Annotated in this window: 11 protein-coding genes; 1 reads left to right on the top strand and 10 read right to left on the bottom strand. The window is 49.4% G+C overall.

Annotated features, from left to right (window positions below):
* Positions 1-41 precede the first annotated feature (41 nt).
* From DWY63_RS12870 to DWY63_RS12855, 4 genes are all read right to left on the bottom strand, one after another.
* Positions 42-527: a hypothetical protein gene (locus DWY63_RS12870; protein ID WP_055219954.1), complete on the bottom strand. Its 486-nt coding sequence runs from the start codon at positions 525-527 to the stop codon at positions 42-44.
* Positions 528-628: 101 nt separating this feature from the next.
* Positions 629-2,176, bottom strand: a complete 1,548-nt coding sequence (locus DWY63_RS12865; protein WP_117802361.1) for an RHS repeat domain-containing protein — start codon at positions 2,174-2,176, stop codon at positions 629-631.
* A gap of 110 nt (positions 2,177-2,286) precedes the next feature.
* Complete coding sequence (locus tag DWY63_RS12860) at positions 2,287-3,840, bottom strand: DUF3794 and LysM peptidoglycan-binding domain-containing protein (RefSeq protein WP_117802360.1); 1,554 nt, start codon at positions 3,838-3,840, stop codon at positions 2,287-2,289.
* Between the two features lie 15 nt (positions 3,841-3,855).
* Positions 3,856-4,278, bottom strand: a complete 423-nt coding sequence (locus tag DWY63_RS12855) for a protease complex subunit PrcB family protein (protein ID WP_117509843.1) — start codon at positions 4,276-4,278, stop codon at positions 3,856-3,858.
* A gap of 177 nt (positions 4,279-4,455) precedes the next feature.
* Between DWY63_RS12855 and DWY63_RS12850 the strand changes: the two genes are divergently transcribed.
* Positions 4,456-5,187 (top strand): lysophospholipid acyltransferase family protein, encoded by a 732-nt coding sequence (locus tag DWY63_RS12850; RefSeq protein WP_055228029.1) that lies wholly within the window; start codon positions 4,456-4,458, stop codon positions 5,185-5,187.
* A 131-nt stretch (positions 5,188-5,318) separates the two neighbouring features.
* Here DWY63_RS12850 and DWY63_RS18480 read toward each other — a convergent pair whose 3' ends face one another.
* The 6 genes from DWY63_RS18480 to DWY63_RS12825 form a co-directional block, all read right to left on the bottom strand.
* Positions 5,319-5,435 (bottom strand): putative holin-like toxin, encoded by a 117-nt coding sequence (locus DWY63_RS18480; protein ID WP_226906323.1) that lies wholly within the window; start codon positions 5,433-5,435, stop codon positions 5,319-5,321.
* Positions 5,436-5,516: 81 nt separating this feature from the next.
* A complete protein-coding gene (locus DWY63_RS12845; protein WP_117761624.1) occupies positions 5,517-6,896 on the bottom strand; it encodes a UDP-N-acetylmuramoyl-tripeptide--D-alanyl-D-alanine ligase in 1,380 nt (459 codons plus the stop codon).
* Positions 6,893-7,942: a D-alanine--D-alanine ligase family protein gene (locus DWY63_RS12840; protein ID WP_055228033.1), complete on the bottom strand. Its 1,050-nt coding sequence runs from the start codon at positions 7,940-7,942 to the stop codon at positions 6,893-6,895. Before DWY63_RS12840 ends, DWY63_RS12845 begins: the two co-directional genes overlap by 4 nt.
* Positions 7,943-7,997: 55 nt before the next feature.
* The gene (locus tag DWY63_RS12835) at positions 7,998-9,416 is read right to left on the bottom strand and encodes a L,D-transpeptidase family protein (protein ID WP_117802359.1); all 1,419 of its coding nucleotides are present in this window, start codon (positions 9,414-9,416) and stop codon (positions 7,998-8,000) included.
* 130 nt (positions 9,417-9,546) lie between these two features.
* Positions 9,547-10,833: a hypothetical protein gene (locus DWY63_RS12830; RefSeq protein WP_022461783.1), complete on the bottom strand. Its 1,287-nt coding sequence runs from the start codon at positions 10,831-10,833 to the stop codon at positions 9,547-9,549.
* Positions 10,834-11,051: 218 nt separating this feature from the next.
* Positions 11,052-11,918: a class I SAM-dependent methyltransferase gene (locus tag DWY63_RS12825; protein WP_022461781.1), complete on the bottom strand. Its 867-nt coding sequence runs from the start codon at positions 11,916-11,918 to the stop codon at positions 11,052-11,054.
* Positions 11,919-11,922 lie beyond the last annotated feature (4 nt).

The raw sequence follows: 11,922 nt of genomic DNA, 5'->3' as shown, positions 1-11,922 counted from the left end.
TAATTCGTGGATCTTACGGCCACTTCCACTCTTTTTGTATGTTATTTACTTTCCGTATACTTGACACCGTATGAAGTGAGGAGTTCACAAAATTCGTCGGCGCTGAGCGGTATGATTCCCCAGCCCGGTCCGCGGAACTTGTCGAATATCATGATACTGGTAAATGGGTGATAGGTACACCAGAACAAACTGTCATCTTTCTGTTTCGATATGTTGAAGAAAAAATGATCATTGTATCTTTGTATCACAGTAAAATCTTCCCATTCTATCTTTTTTTCATAGCCCCAAAAAGATAACATTATTCCCCATTCATAAATATAAATTCGTTTTAGTAGAAATGTCACAGTTCCATAAGCTGCTATGCTTAAAAAGAACATTATTCCTAGAAACACTATGATACTTGTTTTTAATGAATAGGCGTGGAACGCATCTTTTTCATTTACCCACAGGCTCACCCACCAATAACTACTAATAGCACACACAATCAGGTCTACGCCGGTACCAAATTTTCCCCATACTACTTTCATACAATCTTCTCCTCGTTATTTCTTACGCTTTGCCTTTGTACAAAACTATTTTTCTTCGCGCAAAGGCATCTTAAAACTTTTCTATCTAAGCGCTGGAAGTCCTATATTTTGCATTTTTCTGGAAATTGCAGGCTTATTACTCTGCCAGTTCTTCTTTTTCCCCCCAACTTTTTTTGTACTAAAGTTGATGTTGCTGTTTTTCTTAAGTGTTGATCCATTTTTATTTGCCTGTTTCTTGGTTTTCCAAACATTCCATCCAAAACATCGCTTTTTGGATAGCTCAATAATGGAGACTGAAAAAGATCTGTAAAAGCACTCAATGCATCCTCAATAGCGTCATTTTTCACACACACATTATATGTTTTAAGTTCGAACACTGTCATTATAGCATCGTAAACGCCTGCACCCATCGCTCTTGTTATATTTCCCGATTCCTGATACTCTGAATAAAACCCTTTCGCACCATTCGTCACAATTGAAAAAATAATTGCTCCGCCTCCTCCCAAAACACAACCAACTGCACTTTCTATGGCCGCTTCTACAAGTCCTTCTAAAGTTACTTTCTCATTTTCCAGTCCGCACTGTACTGCATATACAAGCATCCCTATGGCTACTTCCCGCACTAACTTCCATGGAGTGGTTGGTTCAAACTTCAGAATCCAAATCCCAAAGCTGCCGTCCTCATCCACCGCATTCACCGGATTGTTGCAACAATACACATACAGATTCTTGCCGTTTATGCTGAACATTTCCGCTTTTACAACATCAAAGTTGTCTGCACAAAGGAATCTGCACAGTTCCGGATCGTAATAGCGGCTGGCGGTGACATAGAGCTTGGTATCGTCATCATAGTAGTAAGCACGATAGCGGAACGGGTTGAGCTTTCCGATATTTTCTCCGCTGATATCGGTCAGACCAGTCTGTTTTCCCCATGCATCGTAAGAATAGTTTACTACCTGTTTTCCATCGCTGTCAATCAGTCCTATGACATCATTCTGGCTGTTGTACAAGTAATAATACTCTTTTTCTCCCTTTTTCAGCATCAGCGGGGATTTATCCGCACCGTAAACAAACTGAACCAGTACATCTCCATACTTCGTTCCCATCAGTTTGTTTCCGCACCAGTAGTTCTTATGGCTGATTCCGTTCAGGTCTTTCCACTGGACTCTGTGTCCTTCGCTGTCGTAATGGTAAACTGCTTTCTTTCCGTTTAAGGTCAGACTCTGCAGCAGGCTTCCTCTGTACCAGGTCAGTGTTCTTCCCTGATAAGCTGTAATGTTGCCGACCGCATCATAGGAAATGCTGCTGCCATTATAGGAAATAAGCTGATCTTTCCATCCTGAAGCACGGTAGGTAAACAGATCTGTCTTTACCGCATTGCCCAGTGTTCCCGTTGTATAGGAATACTCTTTTCTGGACGTCATATTCATTCCGGCATCGTAGGTATACGTAATACTCTTATTTTCCCATGCAGAATCCACACGGGTCAGTTCACTCAAAGCATTATACGTATATTTTACTTTCTGAACACCATTCTCGGAAATCGTAACAATATTTCCCACAGCATCATAAACAAAGGACAGTTTCTTTCCGTTATTGTTGATTTCTTTGAGAAGCAAGGTTGTAATTCCTGCTTTTCTTCCCGTCACAAAAGTGTACCTGTTCTTTCTGCAATGCAGATCGGCATGGAACTCGCAAAAAGACAGCCTGCTGCCTGATGGATTAACTCCATTCTTAAGGCAGTAGGCTGTCTTTTCCGCTATACCCGCTCCACTAATAACTGCTGCATCGGTGTGAGTGTTTCGGTTTTCAGTTCATTTAATTCCCTGATCTTATCTGTCGTCGTATAGAATTTCTTCGCGATATCCCACAGGGTATCCCCCGGCTTGACAAAGTAGCAGGTGATGCCTGGTAGCTTCTGGAGTTCTTCCGGATCTCGGTCTTTTTCTTCGACGTACTGCATTACCATCTCTTTTCTACGGCGGAAGACGAGGGCGTTCAGGTTCAGTACGACTTTGGCTTCGATGTCGCTGCTGTCCGGCATGGTTGTGGAGAGCTGGTCAATGGAGGACTGGAGTTCGTAGCGGCAGTCCGGTCCGATTCCCGGGACTTCGATGGTGTGGCGGAAGGGTATGGCGGTTTCGGCGGCGTAGAATGGCATTTCATCGTCGCTCACGACATAGAGCGCCCTGAGTTCCACCACGCCGGTTACTTCGATGCCGTTTTCTACGATTCTTTCCTCGTCGATCTTGATTTTGCCGTCGCTGTGGCAGATCTGCAGAATTTTATTTTTCGGCACGCGCATCTGCAGTTTGTCGGTCAGGCGGCATTTGGAGGAATTGCGGATCAGAAGGCTCTCCAAAGTCTCCTCCTGCACTTTTGGAATGCATTCTCGGTGCGGATGGTAAACGTCCTGCAGAAGTGATACGGTTTCTTCCTGATACAGACAGATGTCAAGTTCGAGTACGGCCTCCGCCTGCAGGACCCGCTCCTCGCCGTCGGAATCGGGCTGGATTTCGAGTGTGGTCTGGCCGAGTGTGCTTTCGATCCGCGGGATCATCTCGGAGATGCAGCCCTGGCATTCCACTTCTGCCTGGAACGGGAGCGCCTGCTCCACCCACTGCAGCGGGTGATCCTCCTCGCCGTCGCTGTACAGACAGAAGACAAAGAGTTCTCCCTGCGCACTGACCCGCCCCTCCTCAGAGCGGAGATCGAGACCGCGCACTTCCAGATCCTGCCAGAGAATCTCGTGCAATTCCGGCTTGCCGGACGGAATCGTAAGCTCCTTTTTGACACGCAGCACATCTTTTTTCTGCACTGCAAGCTCAACCACGCGGTATTCCTGCCTTTTTACCGCGACGTCGCTCTCCCCGCGGATTTCCATCGGCACGGCAAGGTCGCACAGTTCCTCGATCCACGCGTGCAGCGTGACGATCGCGCGCACGCCCAGCTTCCGCGAGTTGATGAGATGCAGGTTCAGATCTTCCACTTCCCAGGTGATGCAGACCTTGTCGCCCCCTGTCAGACCATCGAGATGGATCGTCTCGTCGATCGGAAGCTCGCCGGAGAGCTGGCAGATCCGGCGCCGTTCGCCGTCGGAGACGTACAGCAGATGAAAGGTGAGGCCGCCGAATACACGCGCTTTTCCTTCCGAAATCTGCACATCCCCGATCGTCACCTCGCCTTTTTTCTGAATCATCCGCCCCACATCGGGCCTTGCGTCCGGCACATTGTAGTCCTCGTCAAACGTAATCTGTGACACCGCTTCGCTTTTTCTGCTGATCTGATGCAGAATCTTTTTTACAAAATCCATAAGGCTCCTCCCACTCTAATCCTCAAATACGACTGAGATTCCCGCCGCCGCTTTCGTTTTCAGCACGACGTAAGGGCAGGAGGCGGCGCCTTTCTGCTCCTCCTTTGCGGCAGGTCCGACGAGTTTTGTCCGCACGAAAACGGCGTTTTCCGATTTCGATACTTCTTCGATCTGTATGGAAAAGCCTCCGCTTTTCTGCTTTCCGTAGCCGCGCAGTATGTAGAGATCGTCCCCGCTCTCGTACGCCATCTGGAACGCGGATTCTTTTTTCTTACGCAAAATCTGATCGATTTCCGGCGGAAAATCGCCCGGCTTTACAATCGCATACGACAGTTCTTTCCGCTCGCCCTCGCTCACATCTGTGATCCGGCACGATGCTAGGAGCATCAGGATCACCGCCGCCAGAAGAACTCTTCCCCGTCTCTTTTTCTTCATCATTCCAAACGCCGCTTCCCGCTCTTTCTATCCATTGTATGACGGGCCACAGTCTTCTATGACGCAAAATCTTTTTCCGAAAAAGACGAAAGTTATTGCAACCCGCCCCATATATGACGTATACTGAAAAGTACGCAATAATTGAATATCACTATTTTTACCAAGAGGAGAAAAAGATTCATGATTCGTTTTATTCTGGTCATTCTGACCGCTTTTCTGTATCTGATTCTGTCGATCCCGGTGCTTCTTGTTCTGCTTCTGATCCGGAAGAAAAAGCCGGAGGTCTGTGACAAGGTAAGCCGCTCCCTGATCCGCTGGATTTTTCGCGTAATTCTGTTTTTTTCCGGCACGAAGATCACCGTAAAAGGTCAGGAAAATATTCCGAAGGACCGGGCTGTTCTATACATCGGCAATCACCGCAGCTATTTCGATATCCTTGTAACCTATACAACGGTTCCGGGTTCCTGCGGATTTGTCGCCAAAAAAGAACTTTCACGCATTCCGCTGTTAAAGAACTGGATGGAACTCATCCACTGCCTGTTTCTCGACCGTTCCGACATCAAGCAGGGTCTGCAGATGATTCTCTCCGGATGTGAGGAGATCAAGAGCGGCACTTCCATCTGTATCTTCCCGGAGGGTACCCGCGGCAAGACGGAGAGCGAGCTGGAGCTCGGCGAGTTCCACAACGGTTCATTCAAGATGGCAACGAAAACCGGCTGCCCGATCATTCCGCTTTCGATTTCCGGATCCAGAGAAATTCTGGAAGCACATTTCCCGAAGATCCGCGGTACCCACGTTACCGTAACGTACGGCAAGCCGATCATTCCGGGCGAGCTTACGAAGGAAGAGAAAAAAGAGATTGGAAATTATACGAAAAACATTCTATTAGAACAATTGAAAGAAAATGCTTGAAAATGCCAGACCCCTGCGATATAATAAATATATAAAAAGAAAGCACCCACTCCAAAGTGGATGCTCTCGAGAAAAGGGTTAAATGTTCTTACGAACACCGCCTATCCCGTTTGCCGACGGGGTAGGCATTTTTATTTTCGCTTATTTCTCTTATCGAGAAAGGTAAGCAACGCAATGATGAAGCCTCCGAAGGAAATCAGTAAAGCTAAGATTCCCAGAAAAACCATAATAATTTCGTATGCTGTCATTTACGCCACCTCCCTTCCTATGTATTCATTAGCTCGGGAGGCTACCACCCTGTCATGGGTACTTTCCAGTTTAAAATTTTATCATAATTTCTGTGCTGTTTCAAGCATCTCCACAATCTTTCCATATTCCATAAAATGCGATGCCTTTACCAGAATCTGATCGCCGTCCTGTAAGAGCTTCGGCAGTTCTGCCATCAGGCTCTCGCGGTCTGCAAAGTGGCGTACCTCAAGCTTCGAATCAGCCTCTTTTGCCGCTTTTGCAAGATGCTCGCAGAGCGGTCCCGCACAGTAGAGGGCGTCAATGCCGCAGGTTCCGGCGTGTGTGCCGACTTCGGCGTGAAGTGCTGCCTCATCGGTTCCAAGCTCGCCCATATCGCCGAGTACAGCCACTTTTCTTCCCTTCGCCTCTTTCAGAACATCGAGAGATGCCTTCATCGAAACCGGGTTTGCGTTGTAGCAGTCATCGACAACGGTGTATTTTCCTGTCTCGATGATGTGGAATCTTCCGCTCACCGACTGCAGTGTCTCGATTCCCTGTTTGATCTGCTCCAGCGTCAGCCCGTACATGCATCCGACTGCGGTTCCGGCCAGCGCATTGTAAACCATATGGCGTCCCGGAATCGGAATCAGTGCAGAAAAGCTCCCATGCGGGGTATGAATCCGGCAGGAAATGCCGCGGAAGCCCTGGCTCTCGATCTCATCGGCATAATATTCGTTTTTTTCATCCAATCCGAAATGAACCGGCTTGATGCCGTGAACCGTTCCAACAGTAGACAGCTTATCATCGTCCCCATTGATGATAATGTGCCCGTTCTCACGCAGATGATCAAAGATCTCGGTTTTTGCCTGTAAAATACCGTCTCGCGTCTTCAGATTTTCCAGATGGCACCAGCCGATATTCGTAATGACTGCGGTCTCCGGGCGTGCGATCTTCGCCAGACGGTGCATCTGGCCGAAATCGTCGATTCCCATCTCGAGAACCGCCATCTCATCTTCCTCACGCAGACGGAAAACAGTGAGCGACAAGCCCAGCTCATTGTTGAAGTTCGCATCCGTTTTCAGCACACGGTATTTCTGCGCCAGCACCGACGCGATCGTCTCTTTCGTACTGGTCTTTCCAACGCTTCCCGTAATGCCGACAACCGGAATATTGAGCTGCTGCATATAGTATTCTGCCATTGCTTTAATGGCCTCCATGGAATCCTTCACGAGGATATACGGGCATGGCGGTGTTTCAAGTTTCTGCTCGGAAATGACAGCAAGTGCGCCCTGGGAAGCCACGTTCGGGATAAATTTATGGCCGTCCACACGCTCACCCGGAATTGCAACGAAGAGGCTTCCCTCTCCCGCTTTCCGGCTGTCCGTCACGATATCCGTGACTTCCGCTGTTTTCTTTTCTTCCGATCCGAAGTAGATTCCGCCGCACACCTCTGTGATGTGCGCAAGTGTCATATTTTTCATGCGTTGTTACCTCTTTTTCTGAGAGAAAGCTGGATCAGCAGCTCGCAGAGTTCCGGATAGGAAATGCCGAGTACCTGTGCCTCCTGCGGCAGAAGGCTGGTCGGGGTCATGCCCGGAAGGGTGTTTGCCTCGAGGCAGTACATTCTTCCGTCCTTGCGCATCATAAAGTCGAGACGGCAGTAGTTTTCGATACCGAGAGCGGCAGCGCCGTCCTCTGCGTGCTTCTGCATTTCTTTCGTCTGCTCCTCCGTCAGTACGGCCGGGCAGGTATCAACAGTAGCTCCGGCTTTGTATTTGTTCGTGTAATCATAGAAGCCTTCGATCGGTGCAATCTCGATGATCGGGTAAGCCTTTCCGTCTACCACGCCAACGGAGAACTCTCTTCCCTCGATATACTCCTCAACGACAACCTCCGGTTCGTAGGAGAAAGCATCCTTCATAGCCTGCCAGTATTCTTCGTTCGTGTGTGCAATATAGACACCGACACTGGAACCGCCGCAGCACGGTTTTACGACAACCGGAAGCTCCAGGCCAAAGCCGGACAAAGGCTCGCTCTCCTGGCCTTTTTTCAGGGTCACGCCGTTCGGGGTCGGCACATGGTGTGCACGGAAGAACTGTTTTGTGATGGATTTGTCCATTGCGAGGGCGCTGCTTAAATAGCCCGTTCCGGTATACGGAATGCCGAGCAGATCGAACGTAGCCTGTACCTTTCCGTCCTCTCCGTTTGCGCCATGCAGGGCAAGGAAAACAACATCCGCTGCCTCGCAGAGTTCCAGTACGTTCGGTCCGAAAAATCTGCGGCGGGATTCGATCATTTCGTTTAATCCTGCATCAAAGCTGTGCATATATTCTGCTGCTTTGTCTATATCGTACGCCTCCTCTGCAAATACATCTTCCAGGTTCCCCTTCACATCGATACCGCAGAAAACGTCTACCAGAACTGCCTGATGGTTTTTCTCGCGGAGTGCCTTGCAGACCATAGTTCCCGATGTAATGGATACCGAACGTTCCGTGCTGGTTCCTCCAGCTAATACTACTATTTTCATCTATCAAAATCTCCTTTATTTGATGTGCTTCTGCTGTGATGCTTAAGCGTTTTTCCTACAGGCTGTTTTTCTGTGTAGGCTGCGGCCCGGTTACATCATCCAGGCTATAGTATACGATAACCGGGTCACCAATTTCAATAGCATTGAACACTTTTTCTGCTTCTGTGTATGGGGTATTCACACATCCGTGGGATCCGTTCGTCAGATAGATGTCCCCGCCGTACTCGGTACGCCAGCTCGCATCGTGGATTCCGACGTCGCCGTTAAACGGAAGCCAGAACATGACATGGCTCGGATAGAGCTTGAAATCACAGTCACTTTTTTTCGCATCCACCGCCCAGACACTGCCTGCCGGAGTGTCATAGCCCGTCGCATGATTGCCCGTTGTGACCGGTGTTTCCGTCACCAGAACGCCATCCTTGTAGCACCACATTTTCTGCTGGGAAATGCACACCTCGACGTATGTATTTCCGATATCATTGGCCGAGCGGTCATTGGCCGTATAGAGGTAAACCGGGTCGAGATTTCCCTGTGTTTCGTCCTCGATCGCCTGCAGAAGTGCCTGCGTCGTCTCCTCCTTGTCGATGCACCAGCCGTAATCGCCGCCCGCATTCAGGTTAATGGTCGCGCCAAGACTCGTTTTGAAGGTATGCGCCAGCCCGAAGGTGTCCGTCTCATACGCCATATGGCGCACAAAAGCTGCCGCTTCGTCCTGCGAAATCGTGTAGGTTCCATCCTCCCCCTGTACGAGCCAGCTCTGTAAGGTCGCCCGGTCTATGGCATAGCTGTTTTCACCGATTGCATACGTGATCCGCGCCGCTGTCAGGTGGTTCAGTTCCGCCATTTTCCCATTCAGTGCTTCATCATCCTGCGTAATGTCCGGTTTCCGGTAAACATCTTTTTCTTCCAGATCCACGCTCGCCGCTCCGGCATCCAGCGCCTCGATGACAGCCTGCTCCGCCTTCTCATAGTCCACCTGCTCGCCCTCTGTTTCCGGCACAATGACGTACGAGGTTCCGTCATCCGTCAGATACGCATCCGTCGGCGCTTCCTGCTGTTCTTCCTGAAACCCTTCCATCGTCTGCAGTTTTTCCTGCACCATTTCTTTGTCATAGACAGAGTCCGCCGCCACCTGGTTTTCTTTCTCTTTCCAATAGAATGCAGGCCATGCAAGAGTATTCTGGGACTCCAGCAGTTTTTCCACCGCGTGGTCGTCCACATACGTGAGGCCGATCTCCGTGCCGCTTAATGTCTCTGTTTTTCCACCGCGCTCGGTAATGCTGAGTGTATAATCCACAATGTGCTTCTGAATTTCCTCTTTGACCTGCTCTGCGGTCAGCCCTGCGCAGTTCAGTCCGTTGATCGCGGTTTTCGGGAAAAAGTGGGATGCATAGTAATGCCCCACGCCCGCGTAACCGCCTGCGGCCGCAAGGAGTATGATTCCTGCGGCAATTCCTATTACTTTCTTTTTCATGTTTTTCCTTTCTGTCCCATAGAAAATTTCTTTTTAACTTTCTGATAGAAAAAAGCCGGAACTCCCACACCAGAGTTCACAAAAACTGTGTCCCCCGGGAGAATCCGGCTTTTGTATTTTTACTTATCTGTTATTTGCTTTCCAGAATCTTATCCACGCTGACCAGTTTGACACTCAGCACGAATACCTGACCTGCGATTTCCAGCTCTTCCGGTGTCGGGAAGGACGGTGCAATACGGATGTTGGAATCCTGCGGATCGTTGTGATATGGATACGTTGCGCCCGCGCCTGTCATGGTAAGACCGGCCTCTTTTGCCTTTGCAACGATCTTCTTTGCGCATCCCTCCATCGCATCGAAGGAGATGAAGTATCCACCGTTCGGTTTTGTCCAGGAAGCGATGCCAAGGCCGCTCAGCTCCTGATCCATTACCTGCAGAATTGCCTCGAATTTCGGTCTTAAGATCTCAGCATGCTTTTTCATCTGATTCATCACGCCGTCCAGGTTCTGGAAGAATTTTACATGGCGCAGCTGATTCAGTTTATCATGACCGATGATCTGGAAGTTCATGTACTCCTGTGCCTCTTTGAGGTTTGCCTCAGAAGAAATGAGAGCTGCAATTCCGGCTCCCGGATAGCTTACTTTCGAAGTGGATACGAACTCATAGACCATATCCGGATTTCCGGCTTTCTCGCACTCCTCGATGATGTTCAGCAGGTGATCCTGTCTGTCATCATACAGGTGATGGATAATGTATGCATTATCCCAGAAAATACGGAAGTCTTTGGCTGCCGGTTTCAGGTTTGCAAATCTTCTGACGGTCTCATCGGAGTAGGTGTAGCCCTGCGGGTTGGAGTATTTCGGTACACACCAGATTCCCTTGATGGCGTCATCTTCTGCAACGAGTTTTTCTACCATGTCCATGTCCGGTCCTTCCGGCGTCATCGGAACATTGATCATCTCAACGCCGAAGTACTCGGTTACACCGAAGTGACGGTCATAGCCCGGTACCGGACAGAGGAATTTTACTTTGTCCAGCTTGTTCCACGGAGTGCAGCCTGCAACGCCCTTCAGGAACGAACGTGCTACGGTATCAAACATAATGGTAAGGCTGGCGTTTCCGTAAACGATGACGTTTTCCGCCGGAACCTCACAGATATCTCCGATCAGTTTTCTTGCTTCCGGAATACCGGTCAGTACACCGTAGTTCCGGCAGTCGGTTCCATCTTCTGCGAAGGTGTCTTCATTTTTCGAGAGAACGGTAAGCATTCCTTCCGTGAGATCTAACTGGGCTGCTGCAGGTTTTCCTCTGGAAATATTCAGATTGAGGCCTTTTGCTTTTACCTCTGCAAATTCCTGCTCCAGTCTGGCTTTCTCGGCAACTAATTCTTCTTTGGTCCATTCGATATACGGTTTCATGAAACGTCCTCCCTTGTACTTTCCTTACCCGTTTTTTCAGGTTTCTTGCTCAACTAAAGACCATTTTACCAGATCATGAGTTTCTGTCAAGGAGAACTTGCATGTTTTATGCACTTTTCGGCATTTTATCCCACTTTTTGCAGTTTTATACTTCATTTCCTGCAATTCAGCCAAATGTTTTTCGTATGACGGACATACGTCCGCTGCCAAAAGATGTTTTAAACGTTGTCAGACTGCCATCTTCCCGATGCACCGCACGGCAGAACAAGGCCGGTCGACTTGACCGGAAGGCCGATTTCCTGTGCTTCTACGTGGCCTTTGTACTGCTTTAATTCCAGGGAAATCATGTACGTCAGGACAGCCGGTGCAAGTCCTGTCGTGTAAGAATTCACAAGGAAGAACAGCGGGTCATCGCTTAAGAGCTGCGTGCAGAGCTTGATGAACGGATGAATCGACTCCTCGATTTTCCAGATCTCGCCCTTTGGTCCTCTTCCGTAGGACGGCGGGTCCATGATGATCGCGTCGTAGTGGTTGCCTCTGCGGATCTCGCGCTCGACAAATTTGGTGCAGTCATCCACAAGCCAGCGGATCGGCTTGTCCGAAAGGCCGGACACGGCAGCGTTCTCTTTTGCCCAGTTGACCATGCCTTTGGATGCATCGACATGTGTGACGCTTGCGCCTGCTGCGGCCGCTGCGAGCGTTGCGCCTCCCGTGTAGGCGAACAGGTTCAGCACTTTAATCGGGCGGTTGGCACGGCGGATCAGATCGCCGAACCAGTCCCAGTTCGTTGCCTGCTCCGGGAAAAGGCCGGTGTGTTTGAAGCTGAACGGTTTCAGGCGGAAGGTCAGGTCTTTATAGTTGATCTCCCACTGCTCCGGCAGATGGAAAAACTCCCATTCTCCGCCGCCCTTGCTGCTTCTGTGATAATGACCGTTTTTCTTTTTCCAGCCCGGATTTTCTTTTTTCGTGTTCCAGATGACCTGCGGGTCTGGTCTTACCAGAAGGTAATCTCCCCACCGCTCCAGTTTTTCTCCGCCGGACGTATCCAGCACTTCATAATCTTTCCATCCATCTGCTATCCACATTTTA

The organism is Blautia sp. AF26-2, assembly GCF_003460955.1.
Classification (GTDB): domain Bacteria; phylum Bacillota; class Clostridia; order Lachnospirales; family Lachnospiraceae; genus Fusicatenibacter; species Fusicatenibacter saccharivorans.
This window is presented reverse-complemented; position numbering and strand designations above follow the sequence as displayed.

Excerpts from the sequence above, each read along its gene's own strand:
- DWY63_RS12825 (WP_022461781.1), bottom strand. The coding sequence starts at position 11,918 with ATGTGGATAGCAGATGGATGGAAAGATTATGAAGTGCTGGATACGTCC.
- DWY63_RS12840 (WP_055228033.1), bottom strand. The coding sequence starts at position 7,942 with ATGAAAATAGTAGTATTAGCTGGAGGAACCAGCACGGAACGTTCGGTA.
- DWY63_RS12830 (WP_022461783.1), bottom strand. The coding sequence starts at position 10,833 with ATGAAACCGTATATCGAATGGACCAAAGAAGAATTAGTTGCCGAGAAA.
- DWY63_RS12860 (WP_117802360.1), bottom strand. The coding sequence starts at position 3,840 with ATGGATTTTGTAAAAAAGATTCTGCATCAGATCAGCAGAAAAAGCGAA.
- DWY63_RS12835 (WP_117802359.1), bottom strand. The coding sequence starts at position 9,416 with ATGAAAAAGAAAGTAATAGGAATTGCCGCAGGAATCATACTCCTTGCG.
- DWY63_RS12870 (WP_055219954.1), bottom strand. The coding sequence starts at position 527 with ATGAAAGTAGTATGGGGAAAATTTGGTACCGGCGTAGACCTGATTGTG.
- DWY63_RS18480 (WP_226906323.1), bottom strand. The coding sequence starts at position 5,435 with ATGACAGCATACGAAATTATTATGGTTTTTCTGGGAATCTTAGCTTTA.
- DWY63_RS12845 (WP_117761624.1), bottom strand. The coding sequence starts at position 6,896 with ATGAAAAATATGACACTTGCGCACATCACAGAGGTGTGCGGCGGAATC.
- DWY63_RS12855 (WP_117509843.1), bottom strand. The coding sequence starts at position 4,278 with ATGATGAAGAAAAAGAGACGGGGAAGAGTTCTTCTGGCGGCGGTGATC.
- DWY63_RS12850 (WP_055228029.1), top strand. The coding sequence starts at position 4,456 with ATGATTCGTTTTATTCTGGTCATTCTGACCGCTTTTCTGTATCTGATT.